This window comes from Pseudomonas sp. P2S-1, assembly GCF_057197725.1.
This window is the reverse complement of sequence record NZ_CM170068.1, coordinates 6,318,422-6,334,486: the sequence shown is the minus strand read 5'-3', so window position 1 is coordinate 6,334,486 and position 16,065 is coordinate 6,318,422. Positions and strand designations below refer to the sequence as shown.

The window sequence follows — 16,065 nt, the reverse complement described above, 5'->3', positions numbered from 1 at the left end:
CTGTGAAAACGACTGCGGGTCGACGCTGACGCTTGGGATTGTCTAAGATCGCAACTTTATCGTTTCAGCGTATTTCAGTCGAGGAGTCCCATGTCCATTCAGGAAGCACCGCCGCCACTCGCCGCATCCAAAAGCACCGTCGCGAAAATGGAGGCGGCCATGGCGTTGGGCAGCTTCGCCATCGGTACCGGCGAGTTCGCCATCATGGGCCTGATGCCGGATATCGCCAGCAACCTGCACCTCAGCGAGCCCGAGGTGGGTCATGCCATCAGCGCCTATGCCCTGGGCGTGGTGGTGGGTGCGCCGGCCCTGGCGATCCTCGGTGCCAAGTTGCTGCGCAAACATATGCTGCTGGTGCTGATGGCCCTGTACGCCCTCGGCAACCTGGCCACCGCCTTCGCCCCCTCCTTCGCCAGCCTGGTGGGCTTCCGCTTTATCAGCGGCCTGCCCCATGGCGCCTATTTCGGCATCGCCGCCGTGGTGGCGTCGAGCATGGTGCCGAGCAACCAGCGCGCCGGCGCGGTGGCCCGGGTGATGATGGGCCTGACCCTGGCGATGCTGCTGGGCAACCCCATCGCCACCTGGCTCGGGCAGTTCTTCGGCTGGCGCTCGGCCTTCGTGCTGGTGGGCGCGATTGCCCTGTGCACCATCGCCCTGGTCTGGCGCTTCGTGCCGCAACCCAAGGACGAGCCGCGCAGCGATCCGCGCAAGGAACTCCAGGCTTTCCGCCTGCCCCAAGTGTGGATGGCCCTGGGTATCGCGGCCATCGGCTTTGCCGGGATGTTCTGCGTGTTCAGCTACCTGGCGCCGACCATGCTCGAAGTGACCAGGGTTTCACCGCAGTGGATTCCCTTTGGCCTGGCGGCCTTCGGCGTGGGCGGGATCATCGGCAATATCGCCGGCGGCAAGCTGTTCGACCGCCTGCAGTTCCGCGCCGTGGGGCTGGTGCTGGTGTGGTCGGTCGCGGTGCTGCTGTTCTTCACCTTCGCGGCCCAGGCGCTGTGGTCGATCCTGCTGGGCATCGGCCTGGTCGGCACCATGATCGCCCTCGCCGCGCCATTGCAGATTCGCCTGATGGATATCGCCCATGAAGCGCCGAGCCTGGCCGCGGCGTCGAACCATGCCGCGTTCAACCTGGCCAATGCCCTCGGGCCGTGGCTGGGCGGCATGGCGATCACCGCCGGGCTGGGCTGGACCAGCACCGGGTATATCGGTGCGGCGACAGCGCTGGCGGGGTTGGGGATTTTCCTTATCGCGCGGCGGATGAAGGACGGGCATTAACGCCTGGCGATACGGTTGCGTTCGTGGTGGATGCAACCGTCGTAGTAGGTCTTCTTCACCGACGCCGGTGGCAGGCGACTGCGGCTGGCGTAGGTCTGCTCGGTGATGCCGCGGGCCATCTTCGGCATCCAGCGTTCCGGGTACTTGCTCGTCTTGAGGTTCTCCCGGGCCCGCCACAGGGTGGTCCCGGAGAGTTTCGAATGCTGCGCCGAGCGGGCCACTTCCGATCCCCAGCGGCACATCTCGACCTGTTTCCTGTTCAAGCCCTTGGCCTGGGCCGACGTCATCACTGTCATCAGCACCAGCGCTGCCACACCTGCATATCCGAATCGCATCTGGAAAAAGGTCCCACTGTCCAAGAAGCGAAAAATGCTATGCGAAAACAAAGGGTTGAAAGGGCCATCAGTTTGGATTCTTGTTTAGGGGCTGATGGCCTCATCGCCGGCAACGCCGGCTCCCACAGGTTATGTGAAGGCCACGGGTGCCCTCAGGACTTGAACCGCCCTACCAACTGATGCAGCTCCTGCGACAGCTCCGACAACCGTCCCGAATCCTCCCGCGCCGAGCCGGCAAGCTGCTCCACCACCCGCGCCTCGTCGTAGATCTGCTGGATATGCCGGTTGATCTCCTCGGCGACGCTGTGCTGCTCCTCAGCGGCCGCAGAGATCTGCAGGTTCTGGTCGCGGATTTCATTCACCGACAGCTGGATGCCCTCGAAGCTGTCCCGCGCGCTTTCGATGGACGACACGCTGGCCCGGGACAGGTCCAGGCAGCTTTCCATCTTCTCCGAGACTTCCTGGGTCTTGCTGCCCAGGCTGTTGAGCAACTGGTCGATTTCCCCGGTGGAGTCCGAGGTGCGCTTGGCCAGCGCGCGCACCTCGTCCGCGACCACGGCGAAACCACGGCCCTGGTCACCGGCCCGCGCCGCCTCGATGGCCGCGTTGAGCGCCAGCAGGTTGGTCTGCTCGGCAATCCCGCGGATGGTGCCGAGGATCTGGTTGATGCTGCGGCTGCCGGCTTCCAGTTCGAGCATGGCCTGGGACGACTCGACCAGGCGGCTGCCCAGGCGATTGACGTTCTCGGTGGTCTGCTCGATCTGCTGCTTGCCCTCGGCGACACGGCGATGACCGCTCTCCGCCGAATCGGCAGCACTGCTGCAGGAACGCGCCACTTCGTTGGCCGTGGCGACCATCTCGTTGAACGCCGTGGACACCAGCTCCACCGCTTCACGCTGACGACCGGCCGCTTCGTTCATATTGCCGGCCATCTCGCTGTTGGCCCGCGAGGCGTCATGCAGGTTGGTCGACGCCGCGCCGATACGCTGGATCAACTGGCGAATGGCGGCGAGGAATTTGTTGAACCAGCCCGCCAGCTCGGCGGTTTCATCCTTGCCCTGGACGTGCAGGTCCTGGCGCAGGTCGCCCTCGCCTTCGGCGATCGACTGCAGGCCGCTGCTGACCTGGCCGATGGGCTTGACGATAACCCGCGAGAACGCCGCCGCGATCACCGCGAACAGCAGGCCCAGGACGATGACGATGCCGGCGGTGAGCCAGGTCATGCGCGTGGCCGTGGCCATCACTTCCTTCTGCTCGATCAGGCCGACGAAGCGCCAGCCCAGGCCAGGGGACGTCCAGACATTGGCCATGTAGCGGGTGCCATCGATTTCCACCTCGGTCGAGCCCTGGGTGGTCGCGGCCAGCTTGGCATAGGGCTCGCCCAGGTCCTTGAGCGGCTTGAAGCTGTGGGCGCTGTCCCGCGGGTCGACGAGGACGATGTCGTTCTCGATCAGCATCACATAGCCGCTGTCGCCCAGCTTGATGCTCTTGACCAGTTCGGTGAGGTTCTTCAGCGACACGCTGACCACGAACACGCCCTTGGCCTTGCCGGCGTCGTCGAGCATGGCGCGGGCGGTGCCGACCAGGGCCACGTCGTCCTTGTCGTAGTAGTAGGCGGTGGTGCGCACGGTCTTGCCCGGGCTGGCCATGGCCGCCTTGTACCAGGGGCGGGTGCGCGGGTCGTAGTTGGCCAGCTTCGGATCGTCTGGCCACTTGGCGTAGCTGCCGTCTTCCAGGCCGATGGAGAGGATCGCCGCCGCCGGGTGGGTTTCACCGTACTGGGCGAACTGGGCGATGACCTGCTTGGCCGACTCCGGCAGCGGCTGCTGGGCAGCGTCGGGGCCTTCGTAATGTTTCAGGCTGGTTACAGCGGTGTATACAGGATCCTTGGCCATCTGATCGACGTTCTGCAAGGTGCCGTCGAAGAACTGGCGCATATTGCCGTCGATCTGGCGAATTTCGCGGGTGCTGCTGTCGAGGAACTGGCTGACCGCGTCAGTCCTGGTATTGCTCACGGAGATGATGCCGACCAGGCTGACCGGGAGGATGGCGACAGATATGAAGGCAAGGGCGAGCTTGGTTTTTATTTTCATACGGGGTCACGATCCGGGACGAAGTTGATTCATTGGTCAAGTAATGGCTACTTGCCATCTATTGGTTTTCGGCAGGATCGTAACGAATCTTTAGGGATAGTTTTGTGTACAAGTTATCAATCTAGTGAATCCACAGGTTGAGTTGCTCGTCGCGGTGGATGACCAGGGCCTGGAGGGCCTGTCCCAGGCAGGGGCCGAGCAGGCAGTTGCCGTCGGCGGGATCGAACAGCGCGCCGTGGGCGAAGCAGACGATGTGCTGGCCGTCGCCGGACATGAAGCGGTCCTTGCGGTATTGCATGGCGACGTCGAGGTGGGGGCAGAGGTTGCGGTAGGCCTTGATCTGGCCTTTCCATTTCAAGGCCAGGACGGTATCGCGGCCTTGCTGCCAGGGGTCGAAGCCAAGGGCCTGGCCTTCTTGCAGGTGGTGTTCGTGGCATAACAGAACAGGAACGTTCGACACGCTTGTTTTACTCCACATGATTCATGGCTTTGCACGAACCTGTGGGAGCTGGCTTGCCAGCGATTGCTGCCGGGAATTCACCATAGCTATCGCTGGCAAGCCAGCTCCCACAGGGTAGGCGTCGTGCTCTTGATCTCAGATCGGCTCGGCCGTACGCGCCAGCATCGCCTTGGTCAGCCCGATCCGGTCGAACCCGGCATCCCGGGCCATCTCCCGCTCCCCGGCCATGATCGAGTTCTCGGCGATGTACTTGCAGCGATCGAAGCGGCGCATCATGAAGCGCTGCAAGCGCGTGCGCAGGTCACCCTCGCCGAACAGTTCCTCGCTCAGCACCAGCGCATCCTCGATGGCCATCCCCGCGCCCTGCCCAAGGTGCGGCGTGGTGGCATGGGCCGCATCGCCGATCAGGATCACCCGCCCCTTGAACCACGGATCATCGACGAACAGTACCTCCATCGGCTTGTAGACCACCTGGCTGTCGTCGGTGATCTGCTCGCGCAGTTCGCCCACCAGCCCGCCGATCCCGGCGATGCGGTCGCGCATGGTGGCGGCCAGCTGGTCCTTCTCGAACCAGGGATTGTTCGGCTCGTGGGAGGTGGAGAACATGTACATCAGGTCGTCCGCCAGCGGCACCAGTCCGGCATTGCCTTCGGCGCCGGTGTAGCTGGCCAGGTGGTCGATGGACGGGTGCCGCGGGAAGTTGTAGCGCCACACCGCCTGCCCGGTGAAGCGCGGGGTGTAGGTGTCGCCATAGAGCAGGCCACGAATCTTCGAGTACACGCCGTCGGCACCGACCATCAGGTCGTAGCGGCCGCTGGAGCCGTCGGTGAAGCTGACGTTGAGGTCGAGGGGGAATTCTTCATAGGACTCGACACTCACCCCGAGGCGCACCCGGGTGCCGAGCTCGATGGCGGTATCGCTGAGCACCTGGTGCAGGGCCAGCCGCGAGATGCCGACGTTGGCCGGGTACTGCGGGCCCGCCAAGCGCTGCCCGGGGATGCGCGCCAGGGCCTTGCCCTGCAGGTCGTAGATGCCCACGTCCTCGAAGGCGTAGGCGGCATCGAGGTAGCGGTCGAGCACGCCTAGGCGGGCCATTTCCCGGACCACGTTGCTCTGCTGGATGATGCCGACGCCGTACACCGTCCACTCCGACTTGATCTCCACCAGGTCGACTGCCACCCCCTGGCGGCGCAGCGCGATCGCCGCGCACAGGCCGCCGATGCCGCCGCCCACGATCAGTACTCTGTTGATATCGCTCATGCGTGATTCCCTTGTTCTTGTTGTGTGGATCAGCCCTCCGGCGGGAGGCTGGAAGCACAGGCTAGGAACCGGGGAAGAATTTGACTAATCGTTACTGGGGATGCAGGGTATCGCGAAAATAAATACAACAACGAGATGCCTGCCATGCGCTTCAAACACCTGGATCTGAACCTCCTGGTGGCGCTGGATGTCCTGCTCGAAGAGCAGAACATCACCCGAGCCGCCGAACGTCTGCACATGACTCAATCGGCCACCAGCGGGGTACTCGGGCGGTTGCGTACATACTTCGAGGACGACCTGCTGGTCCAGGTCGGACGCAAGATGATGCTCACGCCGCTGGCCCGCGACCTGGAGATCCCGGTGCGCGAAGTGCTGCTGAAGATCCAGACCTCGATCACCGCCAAACCGGTGCAGGACATTGCCGAAAGCAAGCGGCATTTCCGCATCATGGCCTCCGACTACCTGATCAGCGTGCTGTTCGCCGAAGTGATCCGCGAGGTCAACCAGCAGGCGCCGCTGATGACCTTCGAACTCATCAGCCCTGGCGAGACGGCCCGGGAAATGCTGATGCGCGGCGAGGTCGACCTGATGATCGCGCCGGACCACTACATCGTGAAGGAACATCCGTCGCAGTTGCTGTTCGAAGAACAGCACGTCTGCGTGGTGTGCCAGGACAACCAGGCAGTGGGCGAGCGCCTGACCCTGGAGCAGTACCTGGAGCTGGGGCATGTCTCGGTGGTGTTCGGGCGCAACCGCACGCCGGGGATAGAGGAATGGTTCATGAGCGAGTATGGCTGCAAGCGCCGTCTCGAAGTGATCACCCATGACTTCAACACCCTGCCGCAACTGGTGATCGGCACCCAGCGCGTGGCCACGGTGCATGGCCGCCTGGCCCGGCTGTATGCGCGCAACCTGCCGCTGCGCATCGTCCCGCCGCCGGTGAATCTGCCGGCGATGCAGGAATACATGAGCTGGCACCGCAGCCTGGACCGGGATCCGGTACTGGCGTGGTTGCGGGGGAAATTGCTGGAGATGGCGAGTAGGCCGGCTGCGCCGTTGGCGGCTTGAGACACTCCTGAGAGCAACTCTGCCCCTGTGGGAGCTGGCTTGCCAGCGATTGCTTCAGTGAATTCACCATAGCTATCGCTGGCAAGCCAGCTCCCACAGGGTTTGCGTCAGCCCCTCAAATCAGCGCTCGGCGCGAAATACACCCAGCGCCTCCCCAAGCCCCGCACTAAGCCGCTGCAACCCCTCACTCGCCGCCTCCAGCCGCGCACACTCCGCCGCATTCTGCTCCACCACCCGCTCCACTTCCCCCGCCGCGCCATCCACCCGCCAGGCGAGATCCTGCTGGGTCCGCGCCGCCTCGGCGATATGCCCGGCAGCACTCTCCACCTCGACAATGCTCGCCGTGATCGCCGCCAACACCGCACTGGCCCGCGCCGTCAGTTCTACCCCTTCCCCCGTCAGGCGCTGGCTGTCATCCAGGCTCGCCGCCGCCGCCCGCGTCACTTCACCGAGTCGCTGGATCATCCCGTCGATCTCCCCGGTAGACGCCCGGGTCCGGCTCGCCAAACCGCGCACCTCGTCCGCCACCACGGCGAACCCACGCCCATGCTCACCGGCCCGCGCCGCCTCGATCGCCGCATTCAACGCCAGCAGATTGGTCTGCTCGGCCACCGCACTGATCACATCCAGCACGCCGGTAATGGCTTCGCTCTGGCTTTGCAGCAGTTGCATGGCCGCAGTCCCCGCCCCCATCTCCCCGGACAACCGCTGAAGACTCTGGCTCGCCTCGCGCACCAGCCGATCGCCCTCATGAATCAACGAACTGGCCTGCCCGAGGCTGGCCTGGCTGGCATCGACCCGCTGATTGACCTGCACCGTGGCCTGGGTCATCAACTGCATGGCCTGCATCACCTCGCCGGTCTGCCGCCGCTGCGCCCGCACGCCCTGCCCTGTGCGCTCGACCATCCCGGCCAGGGTGTCAGCCGCGACATCCAGCTGGTCGGCATCCCCTCCAATGCGCCCGACCAGATCCCGCAGCGCCTGCAGCATCACCCCGATCGCCTCGTTCAGTTGCCCCAGCTCATCACTGCGTCCCAGCCGTGGCAGATGCCCGTGCAGATCCCCGGCAGCAACCTGCTGCGCCAGCGCCAGCATCTGCCGGACCGGCACGGCAATGGAGCGACGAATCAGCACGCAGGCTGTGACGCTCGACAGCAAGGCCAGCCCGAGCATCAGGGCCAATTGCAGGTCCAGGTGCCGACGCTGCGCCTCCCAGGCCAGGGCCGCACGCTCGCGCTCGCCATCGAGGACGGCGATCACCTGCTGCGCCGTATTGTTCATCGCCGCCTGCTGGACCAAGGCCTGCTCGCCGCTGTCGCTGTAACGCAGGAAGGCCTGGCGATACTCCTCCAGCGCCGCCGTGGCCTCATCCAGAGCATGACGACGTTCGCCTTCCAACCGGCCGGCAAGGCTGCTTAATGCGCTGCCCAGTTCATTGACCCGGTTGATCCAGTCATCGCGGTAGCGCTGCTGCGGATCGAGGGTGAAATACAGCTCGCTGTCACGCAGGTTGGTCAGGCGCTCACGCAGCGCGGCGGCATCTTCCAGCAGTTGCATGGCCGCCGCGTCGGGTGACTGGTCCTGCTCCAGCCCGGCATTGATGTCATCCAGTTGATCAAGGAACACCCCAGCAAACCGCTGCCCGGCACCCTGCGCCAGTTCCTGCATGCGCAGCCGGGCATCCTGGGCCTGAAGACGGGCCCTGGCATAGGCCGTGAAGCCCTGCAGATACTCCGTGCCAAGCCTGGCGAAGTCCCCGTCGACCGACTCGTCGCGCAGCTTCTGCAAGGCCATGCTCACCTGCCCGGCGGACTCGTCAGTGACCAGCAAGGCGAATGCCTTCTCCGCCTGCCGCGCCTCGGCCAGGTGATTCTGCAAACGCTCCAGTCCGCGCAAACGCTCGCTGTTGGCCTGGCTCACCTGCAACGCATACCAGGCCGCCAGCCCCATGCCGAGGGTGCAGACCAGCACCAGGGCAAAGCCCAGCGACAGCTTGCCGCCCACGCTGAGGCGACCGAACGGGCCGGTGGACTGAATGGTTTCGAACACGCTGGAAACGGACAAGGGCACCCTCCTCGGAAAGCCGCGCGTCGTGCGCGGCCGCCCATCCTGCCCGCCTCCTTCACCACCCCACCAATCGCATCTGGCGATGCGACGCATCGGCCCGCGCCATGTATCGCGTGCCCGGATAGCTGGCATCCGAACAAGCGATTTGTCCGATTCACAAGGCCCGTGCGAGCGTGCAACAGCTGCCCGAAGGGTGGCCGTCGCCCCATGCCTGTGCAGTTGCCGGCGATGTGCATAACAAGAAGGAAACCAACCATGTTCCGTTACTTCCCGAGCAACTACGTGTGGAACCTCTCGGTCAACCTGGCCATCGAGATGGGCGCGCGCATCGGCGAGATCGTCGAGATGTGCGAGCCGTTGCAAGAGGCCGCCAGGCAGCCTGATGCCGAAGGCACCCGGGCCTTCCGCGAGACCTGGGCGAAGATGGCCGACAAGCTGAGCGAGATGGCCGGCGAGGATGAAGCCCTGGGCCGGCTGCTGTCGGCCGGCGAAAAATATAACCGTGCGGCCACCTACTACCTGACCTGCGAACGCCTCCAGGCCCATGGCGCTCCCGGCCGCCTGGCCCTGTACCAGCGCTTCCTCGACACCTTCGCCCGCGGCGTCGCGCTGTCGAAGGAGAACTGCGAGCGGGTCGAGATCCCCTACGAGGGCAAGGTCATCTCCGGCCTGTATGTGCGCGCCGAAGGTGTCAGCGGCCCGGCGCCGATCCTGGTCCAGCTCAACGGCCTGGACTCCACCAAGGAAATGAAATACCGCGTCGGCCTGCCCGCGTGGCTGGCCAAGCGCGGCATCGCCTCGCTGCTGATCGACCAGCCCGGCACCGGCGAAGCCCTGCGCCTGCATGACCTCAAGGCACGCTACGACGCCGAGCACTGGGCCAGCCGGGTGGTCGACTGGCTGCAGGACCGGGCGGACATCGATCCCCAGCGCATCGGCTGCGAAGGCGTATCCCTCGGCGGCTACTACTGCCCCCGGGCGGTGGCTTTCGAACCGCGCTTCGCCTGCGGCGTGGTGTGGGGCGCCAACCATGACTGGCGCGATGTGCAGAAGCGTCGCCTGGAGCGCGAAGGCAGCTTCCCGGTGCCGCATTACTGGGAGCACGTGCGCTGGGTCTGGGGTGGCAAGGACATCGAGGAGTTCATGCAGATCGCCGAGAACGTCCACCTCGATGGCGTCGTCGAGAAGATCCGCGTGCCCTTCCTGGTCACCCATGGCGAGCAGGACTCGCAGATCCCGCTCAAATGGGCGCACCGCACCTACGAGCAACTGGTCAACAGCCCCAAGCGCGAACTGAAGATCTTCACTTCCCGCGAAGGTGGCGTGCAGCACTCCAGCTTCGACAACTCCATCAATGCGGGCCAGTACATCGCCGACTGGGTCGCCGAAACCCTCGGCGGCCGCACCGCCTGACTTCTGGACACGATCATGAACATCATCGGACCCGATTACCTGGTCTTCGGCGTGGACAACGTCGCCGACTGCGTGCAGTACATGACCGACTACGGTCTCAAGCCTTGTGATATCGATGACAGCGGCGGCTGGCTGGAAGCCCTTGACGGCACCGGCGTGCTGATCCGCCCACGCCACGACCCGCGCCTGCCGCCGGCCATGGAAACCGCCACCACACTGCGCGAAACCGTATACGGCGTCGCCGACGAAGCCACCCTGCAGGCCATCGAGGCCGAGCTGGGCAAGGACCGCGAAGTGCGTCGTGGCGAGGATGGCGTGCTGCGCTGCGTGGACGACATGGGCTTCGCCCTGGGCTTTCGCATCACCCAGCGGCGCACCCTCGACCTCCCCGGCGAAGCCAGCCATGCGCCGGGTGCGCAGGCGGCACGACCGGTCAATGCGCTGGGCGCCAGCAATGACATGCCGGCGCTGCCGCGCAGCCTGTCCCATGTGGTGTATTTCGTGCCGGATCCGGACCGGGCCGAGGCGTTCTATACGCGCCTGGGCTTCGTCTGTACCGACCGTTTTGCCGAGACCGGGCCATTCCTGCGTCCGGGCGGCACCCTGGACCACCACACCCTGTTCCTGATCCAGACCCCGCCGTTCATGAAGGGCATCGAGCACTTCACCTTCCACATGGGCGGGCCGACCGAAGTGCTGGTGGCCGGGACGCGCTTCGTCGAGAAAGGTTATGAATCGTTCTGGGGGCCTGGGCGGCATCAACTGGGATCGAACTGGTTCTGGTACTTCAACAGCCCCATGGGCTGCCATGTGGAATACGACGCGGACATGGACCTGCATGATGAGCAATGGACCGCGCGGGTAGCGGCGCCGGGGGCGGATAACTCGCAGTATTTCCTGTTCCACTATCAGGAGAAATGGTTCCCGGGAGGGCCGCCGGCCAAGCATTGAGGGAATGCAGAAGGGGGTGTCATTGACACCCCTTTTTTTGCTTTGTTGCTGATGGCCTCATCGCTGGCAAGCCAGCTCCCACAGGGATCGCGTGGACAACACTGACCCTGTGGGAGCTGGCTTGCCAGCGATTGGGCCATCAAAAGCAACATCCATTTTCAGTCCTTCTGCGGTGGCACAACCACCCCAACCTCCTTCGCATACACCTGCCACTGCCGCTTCAACCGCTCGAACACCTCCGGCTCCCGCGCCGCCAGGTCCTCCACTTCGCCCCGGTCCCGCGCCACATCGAACAACTGCCAGCGCGTCGCCTGCGGTGCCTGCCCCGGCATCGCCCAGGGCCGCAGCCCCAGCAGCTTCAGATTGCCCTCGCGGTAATACAGGCTGCCAAACAACTCCCCGGCCAACGGCCGCTCCACCGCACCCTTGCCCTCCAGCATCGGCAGCATCGAACGCCCGGTGATCGGATGCTTGCCCTGCCCCTGCGGAAGCGCCAATCCGGCAATCTCCAGGAAGGTCGGCGCCAGATCATCCACCCGTGCCACCCCGCGCTCCACACCCTGACGCGCCAGCGCACGGGGCATATGCACGATCGCCGGCACACTGATCCCGCCCTCCGCCGTGCTGCCCTTGAACAGCCGCAACGGCGCCGCACTCACCTCGGCCCAGCGCAAGCCATAGTCGATCTGCGAGCCTCGACGCCCAAGGTTCTCCAGGCTGTTATCGGTATTCGCCCCCGCCGGATAGAACTGCTCGTGCCGCTCCCCTGCCGCGCCATTGTCGGACATGAACACCACCAGGGTGTTGTCGTACTGCCCGGTGCTTTTCAGGTAGTCCAGCAAGCGCCCGATGTTGTAGTCGAGGTTGCCGACCATGGCCGCATAGATCTCCATCTTGCGCGACTCGACCCGCCGCTGCTCCGGGCTCAACTGCTCCCAGCCCGGCAGGTCCGCCGCCACCGGCAGACGCTGGGCGGCGACGAAGTCCTCGGGCAGCAGGCCCTTCTCGCGCTGACGCTCGATCCGTGCCTGGCGGACCTTGTCGTAACCCTGGTCATACAGCCCGCGGAACTTCTCCAGCCAGGCTTCCGGCGCCTGCAGCGGCCAGTGCGGCGAGGTGTAGGCGGCGTAGGCGAAGAACGGTTTGCCGCTGTCCTGGCCCTTGCGCAGGTAGTCGATCAGCTTGTCGGTGTAGAAGTCCGACGAGTAGAAATTCTCCGGCAACTCCACCGGCTGGCCGTTCTCGCGGTAGGTGATGCGCTCGATCTTCGCCGTGGGTTGCGCAGGCGGCTTGAAATGCACGCCACCGCCTTCGAGGAGGGTGAAGGACTGCTCGAAACCACGCCGGTCAGGGCCCTGGTCAGACCCCAGGCCAAGGTGCCATTTGCCGACCATGCTGGTGCGATAGCCGCCCTCGCGCAGCAGCTCGGCAATCGAATGGGACTGCGGGTTGAGATAGCCCTCGTAGCCCGGCTTGCCGCGCTGGAACGGCTGGATCGCCTCTTCCATGGTGCCCAGCCCGGCCAGGTGGTTGTCGGTGCCGGACATCAGCATCGCCCGGGTCGGCGAGCAGGTCGGCGCGGCGTACATATGGGTCAGTTGCAGGCCATGGGCAGCCAGCTCGTCGAGGTTGGGCGTGGCGATTTCACCGCCAAAGGAACCCAGGTCGGAGTAGCCGAGGTCATCGGCGAGGATCAGCAGGATATTCGGCCGCTCGGCAGCCACGGCAGCGCCGGACACCAGACAGGCCAGCGCAGTCAGCAGGAAGGGAAAACGCACGGGGAACCTCGCTGTTCCTATTCTTCGAAGATCGCCACGGCACGGACGAAGCCGGCGGACGCATGCCTGATCTTGTACGGGAAGCAGGACACCAGGAAACCACTGGCCGGCAGGCTGTCGAGATTGGCCAGCTTTTCCATCTGCCCGTAGCCGATATCCCGCCCGGCCTTGTGCCCTTCCCAGATGATCGAGGCATCGCCGCTTTCGGCGAAACGCTGGCGGGTGAAGCTGAACGGCGCATCCCAGCTCCAGGCATCGGTGCCCACCACCCGCACGCCGCGATCGAGCAGGTACAGGGTGGCCTCGCGGCCCATGCCGACGCCGGCATCCAGGTAGCCCGGCTGGCCGAACAGGCTGCCGGCGCGGGTGTTGACCAGGACGATATCCAGCGGCTGCAGGTCGTGCCCGATGCGCTGCAACTCGGCCTCGACCTCGGCGGCGCGGACCACGTGGCCATCCGGCAGATGACGGAAGTCCAGCTTCACCCCCGGTTGCAGGCACCATTCCAGCGGCAGCTCGTCGATGCCGAAGGCCGGCTTGCCGCCATCGGTAGTCGAGGCGTAGTGCCAGGGCGCGTCCATATGGGTGCCGCTGTGGGTGGTGATGGACAGGCGCTCGGCAGCCCAGGACTCCTGCCCGGGCATCTGCTCGATGGCCAGTCCGGGGAACATCGCGGCCATCTCCGGCCAGCCCTGCTGGTGGTCCATGTAGTCGATCTTCGGCAGCAACGGTGGCGGATCGGTGTAAGGGTTGTTGTCCAGGGTTACCGACAGATCGACCAGGCGGCGCGTGGGTCTTGCAGTCATTGGGTTTCCTCTCAGGCAGGTGTCGCGAGCGCCCGCGCAGGGCGGACGCGATGAGTAAGGTCGAGGGCATTGCGCACCAGGGCGCGCGCCGTGCCGTCATGGCGAAAGCCGCGGACCCGGGCCAGCGGCGTGCGCAATGGCGGTAAGCGCCCGAACAGGGCTTCCAGTGCCGCGTCCGGCTGGTAGTCGATCAGGGCCCGGCGCTCTTCGCCGAACACCTCCGCCAGGGCATCCACCACGGCGGCGATGGACAGCTGCAGCACCGGCAGTTGCCAGACCCGGCATGGCGCATCAACGGGCAGATCGAATTCGGCGGCATGCAGCAGGTTGTCGACGCAGCAGGCGGCGGACATCCACCAGGCGGTGGCCTGGGGCGAGACCGGACAGGTGTAGGGCTGACCCGCCGCGAAGCGTTGCAGCAGGTCGCTCATGAATGCCGAACGCAGCCCGGCGCCATCTCCCGGCCGGGCGACGATGCCGGGCAGGCGCAAGGCGCGGCCATCCACCTCGCCACGCCGGGCCAGGTCGCCCAGCTGCTGCTCGATCATCAGCTTGTGCGCACCATAGGACAGCGCCGGGCGCGGGCGCTGGTGCTCGTCCATGCGCAGCGGCAGGTCGCCGCCGTAGACCGCGACACTGCTGGCATACACCAGCACCGGCGGGCGCTGGGCGTTACGCAGCAACTCAAGCAACTGCAGGCTGGCGAGCAGGTTCACCTGGCGGCCCAGGGCGTAGTTTTCCTCGGCCGCGCCGCCGGCGATGCTGACCAGATGAAAGACCACATCCACCCCGTCGGCCAGCCCCCGGCGCAGCAGCGCCGGGTCGGTGATGCTGCCGGTGAGATGGCGCAGACGCGGGTCTTCGGGAAAGCCATCGAGACGCTGGTCGAGCAGGATCAGCGCCTCGATCCGCCGCCCGCGCAGGTGCCCGAACGCCAGCAAGCGCTGGACCAGCTGACGGCCCAGGAACCCGGCCGCCCCGGTGACCATCACGCGCATGATTCACCTGCCCGGACCACCTGCTGGTCGATGGCGCCGAACAGCGGCGAGCCGTCCCGGCCACGGGCCTCCATGCGTACCCGCTCGCCGAACTGCATGAAGGCGGTACGGGGCGAACCGTGCTCGATCATTTCCACGGCGCGGCGTTCGGCAATGCAGGCCGAGCCGACGCTGCGGTCGGCATTGGACACCGTACCCGAACCGATCACCGTGCCCGCCGCCAGACGCCGGGTCAGGGCCGCATGGGCGATCAGTTGATGGAAGCCAAAGTGCATGGCACCGCCATGGGGATGGCCGAACCACTCGCCATTGCGCTCCACGTTCAGCGGCAGGTGCACCCGCCCCTCGCGCCAGTCCTCGCCCAGCTCGTCCGGGGTCACCGCGACCGGGGCGAAGCTGGACGACGACTTGGCCTGGATAAAGCCAAAGCCGGTCTTCATTTCCCGGGGCGCCAGGGCGCGCAGGCTGACGTCATTGAGTTGCAGGACCAGCCGCACATGCCCGAGCGCCTGTTCGGCGGTGCAGCCCATGGGCACCTCGTCCAGCAGCACGGCGAACTCGCCTTCGAAATCGATGCCGTGGGCTTCGCTGGGCAGCGGGATGTCCTGGCACGGACCGAGGAAGTCGTCACCCGCGCCCTGATACATCAAAGGCGTGTCCTCGACACCTTCGATGGGGTCGAGGCGGAAGGCGCGCTGCATCAGCTCGCCATGGCTGAGGAAGCAGGAACCGTCCAGCCATTGCCAGGCGCGCGGCAACGGTGCCATGACCTGCTGCGGATCGAAGTCGAAGGCGTCGTCGAGCGCGTTGCCGTTCAAGGCCGCGTAACGCACCTGCAAGCGCGGTTCAACCTCCACCCAGTTATCGATGGCCACCTGCAGGGTGGCGGCGATATCGCCGGCTTCCACCGCCCGGCGCAGATCCCGGGACACCAGCAGCAGACGCCCGTCGCGGCTGCCATCGGCCAAGGTCGCGAGCTTCATGCCAGCACCTCCTGCAACTGCTCGGCATAGCGCCCGTCAAGGAGGATGAAGACCATCCGCGCCATCGCCTCGGTGCGATTGCTCCAGGCATGGTTGGTGCCACGCTGGACCACGATATCGCCGCGCTTGAGGTGTACATCTTCATCGTCCAGCACCAGCCAGACCTCGCCCTCGGTGACGATGCCGTAGTCGAGGGTTTCGGTGCGGTGCATCAGCTTGTGCCGAGATTCGCCGGTGCCGGTGCCGGCATGGGACTCGCCGATCTCGGCGAACGCCGCCGCAGCGGCCGCGTCGCTGACCTGGTTCTGCACGCTGTCCGGCGGGATATCCACTACGCGGATCAGGCTGCCGAGAGCCGACGGGCTCAACACCAGCGGCCTGAGGGTCGGGTCGCTGCCGTTGTCGATCAGCGCCGGGCTGGCATCGCTGCTCCACACCTCATGGAACACCGTGCCGGGCACGGCCTTGAGTTCGAGGCTGGTGGGCACGGCGCCGACCAGGGCCGCCAGGGCCTTGCCGGCAGCGCTATGGCCGGTGACGACGCGCTTGAAGGGGGGAAGTGCTTGCATGGG

General features: G+C 65.6%; 14 protein-coding genes and 2 pseudogenes. 4 read left to right on the top strand and 12 right to left on the bottom strand.

Annotation, left to right across the window (positions count from 1 at the left end):
• The first annotated feature begins 90 nt into the window (after positions 1-90).
• A complete protein-coding gene (locus AC2CQI_RS28540; protein WP_484578581.1) occupies positions 91-1,281 on the top strand; it encodes an MFS transporter in 1,191 nt (396 codons plus the stop codon).
• On the opposite strand, the gene AC2CQI_RS28535 is transcribed toward AC2CQI_RS28540, so the two are convergent.
• The 5 genes and pseudogenes from AC2CQI_RS28535 to AC2CQI_RS28515 all read right to left on the bottom strand — a co-directional run bounded on the left by AC2CQI_RS28535 (position 1,278) and on the right by AC2CQI_RS28515 (position 5,429).
• Complete coding sequence (locus AC2CQI_RS28535) at positions 1,278-1,577, bottom strand: hypothetical protein (RefSeq protein WP_484578580.1); 300 nt, start codon at positions 1,575-1,577, stop codon at positions 1,278-1,280. The two genes, AC2CQI_RS28540 and AC2CQI_RS28535, sit on opposite strands and share 4 nt — an antisense overlap.
• Before the next feature lie 191 nt (positions 1,578-1,768).
• A complete protein-coding gene (locus AC2CQI_RS28530; RefSeq protein ID WP_484580678.1) occupies positions 1,769-2,536 on the bottom strand; it encodes a methyl-accepting chemotaxis protein in 768 nt (255 codons plus the stop codon).
• Between the two features lie 87 nt (positions 2,537-2,623).
• A pseudogene (locus AC2CQI_RS28525) lies at positions 2,624-3,709 on the bottom strand (cache domain-containing protein); the annotation flags it as partial.
• 121 nt (positions 3,710-3,830) lie between these two features.
• Positions 3,831-4,187, bottom strand: a complete 357-nt coding sequence (locus AC2CQI_RS28520) for a Rieske (2Fe-2S) protein (RefSeq protein ID WP_075802709.1) — start codon at positions 4,185-4,187, stop codon at positions 3,831-3,833.
• A gap of 117 nt (positions 4,188-4,304) precedes the next feature.
• Positions 4,305-5,429 (bottom strand): FAD-dependent oxidoreductase, encoded by a 1,125-nt coding sequence (locus AC2CQI_RS28515; protein ID WP_484578579.1) that lies wholly within the window; start codon positions 5,427-5,429, stop codon positions 4,305-4,307.
• A 144-nt stretch (positions 5,430-5,573) separates the two neighbouring features.
• Here AC2CQI_RS28515 and AC2CQI_RS28510 point away from each other — a divergent pair, with 144 nt between their 5' ends.
• On the top strand, positions 5,574-6,497 hold the full coding sequence (locus AC2CQI_RS28510; protein ID WP_484578578.1) for a LysR family transcriptional regulator: 924 nt from the start codon (positions 5,574-5,576) through the stop codon (positions 6,495-6,497).
• 120 nt (positions 6,498-6,617) lie between these two features.
• Here the strand turns inward: AC2CQI_RS28510 and AC2CQI_RS28505 are convergent, their stop codons facing one another.
• Positions 6,618-7,328 carry a methyl-accepting chemotaxis protein gene (locus tag AC2CQI_RS28505; RefSeq protein ID WP_484580677.1) on the bottom strand — a complete coding sequence of 237 codons (711 nt, stop codon included), beginning with the start codon at positions 7,326-7,328 and terminating at the stop codon, positions 6,618-6,620.
• Positions 7,329-7,526: 198 nt separating this feature from the next.
• Positions 7,527-7,592: pseudogene (locus AC2CQI_RS28500) on the bottom strand (hypothetical protein); the annotation flags it as partial.
• A 1,227-nt stretch (positions 7,593-8,819) separates the two neighbouring features.
• On the opposite strand from AC2CQI_RS28500, the gene AC2CQI_RS28495 reads away from it, so the two are divergent.
• Positions 8,820-9,977 carry an alpha/beta hydrolase family protein gene (locus AC2CQI_RS28495; protein ID WP_484578577.1) on the top strand — a complete coding sequence of 386 codons (1,158 nt, stop codon included), beginning with the start codon at positions 8,820-8,822 and terminating at the stop codon, positions 9,975-9,977.
• 15 nt (positions 9,978-9,992) lie between these two features.
• Positions 9,993-10,928 carry a VOC family protein gene (locus AC2CQI_RS28490; RefSeq protein ID WP_484578576.1) on the top strand — a complete coding sequence of 312 codons (936 nt, stop codon included), beginning with the start codon at positions 9,993-9,995 and terminating at the stop codon, positions 10,926-10,928.
• 158 nt (positions 10,929-11,086) lie between these two features.
• Here AC2CQI_RS28490 and AC2CQI_RS28485 read toward each other — a convergent pair whose 3' ends face one another.
• The 5 genes from AC2CQI_RS28485 to AC2CQI_RS28465 are packed head-to-tail and all read right to left on the bottom strand — an operon-like array spanning position 11,087 to position 16,062.
• Positions 11,087-12,706, bottom strand: coding sequence for an arylsulfatase (locus AC2CQI_RS28485; protein ID WP_484578575.1), 1,620 nt, complete (start codon positions 12,704-12,706; stop codon positions 11,087-11,089).
• 17 nt (positions 12,707-12,723) lie between these two features.
• Complete coding sequence (locus AC2CQI_RS28480) at positions 12,724-13,512, bottom strand: cyclase family protein (protein WP_484578574.1); 789 nt, start codon at positions 13,510-13,512, stop codon at positions 12,724-12,726.
• A gap of 11 nt (positions 13,513-13,523) precedes the next feature.
• Positions 13,524-14,510, bottom strand: a complete 987-nt coding sequence (locus AC2CQI_RS28475) for an NAD-dependent epimerase/dehydratase family protein (protein ID WP_484578573.1) — start codon at positions 14,508-14,510, stop codon at positions 13,524-13,526.
• Entirely contained in the window at positions 14,501-15,493 is a 993-nt protein-coding gene (locus AC2CQI_RS28470) for a fumarylacetoacetate hydrolase family protein (protein WP_484578572.1), read from the bottom strand. Before AC2CQI_RS28470 ends, AC2CQI_RS28475 begins: the two co-directional genes overlap by 10 nt.
• A complete protein-coding gene (locus AC2CQI_RS28465) occupies positions 15,490-16,062 on the bottom strand; it encodes a cupin domain-containing protein (RefSeq protein WP_484578571.1) in 573 nt (190 codons plus the stop codon). The genes AC2CQI_RS28470 and AC2CQI_RS28465 overlap by 4 nt, the downstream gene beginning before the upstream one ends.
• Positions 16,063-16,065: the final 3 nt, after the last annotated feature.

Coding starts and splice junctions, on each gene's coding strand:
- AC2CQI_RS28470 (WP_484578572.1), bottom strand. CDS start 15,493: ATGAAGCTCGCGACCTTGGCCGATGGCAGCCGCGACGGGCGTCTGCTG.
- AC2CQI_RS28510 (WP_484578578.1), top strand. CDS start 5,574: ATGCGCTTCAAACACCTGGATCTGAACCTCCTGGTGGCGCTGGATGTC.
- AC2CQI_RS28490 (WP_484578576.1), top strand. CDS start 9,993: ATGAACATCATCGGACCCGATTACCTGGTCTTCGGCGTGGACAACGTC.
- AC2CQI_RS28530 (WP_484580678.1), bottom strand. CDS start 2,536: ATGAACGAAGCGGCCGGTCGTCAGCGTGAAGCGGTGGAGCTGGTGTCC.
- AC2CQI_RS28520 (WP_075802709.1), bottom strand. CDS start 4,187: ATGTGGAGTAAAACAAGCGTGTCGAACGTTCCTGTTCTGTTATGCCAC.
- AC2CQI_RS28535 (WP_484578580.1), bottom strand. CDS start 1,577: ATGACAGTGATGACGTCGGCCCAGGCCAAGGGCTTGAACAGGAAACAG.
- AC2CQI_RS28505 (WP_484580677.1), bottom strand. CDS start 7,328: ATGACCCAGGCCACGGTGCAGGTCAATCAGCGGGTCGATGCCAGCCAG.
- AC2CQI_RS28540 (WP_484578581.1), top strand. CDS start 91: ATGTCCATTCAGGAAGCACCGCCGCCACTCGCCGCATCCAAAAGCACC.
- AC2CQI_RS28465 (WP_484578571.1), bottom strand. CDS start 16,062: ATGCAAGCACTTCCCCCCTTCAAGCGCGTCGTCACCGGCCATAGCGCT.
- AC2CQI_RS28480 (WP_484578574.1), bottom strand. CDS start 13,512: ATGACTGCAAGACCCACGCGCCGCCTGGTCGATCTGTCGGTAACCCTG.
- AC2CQI_RS28515 (WP_484578579.1), bottom strand. CDS start 5,429: ATGAGCGATATCAACAGAGTACTGATCGTGGGCGGCGGCATCGGCGGC.
- AC2CQI_RS28495 (WP_484578577.1), top strand. CDS start 8,820: ATGTTCCGTTACTTCCCGAGCAACTACGTGTGGAACCTCTCGGTCAAC.
- AC2CQI_RS28475 (WP_484578573.1), bottom strand. CDS start 14,510: ATGCGCGTGATGGTCACCGGGGCGGCCGGGTTCCTGGGCCGTCAGCTG.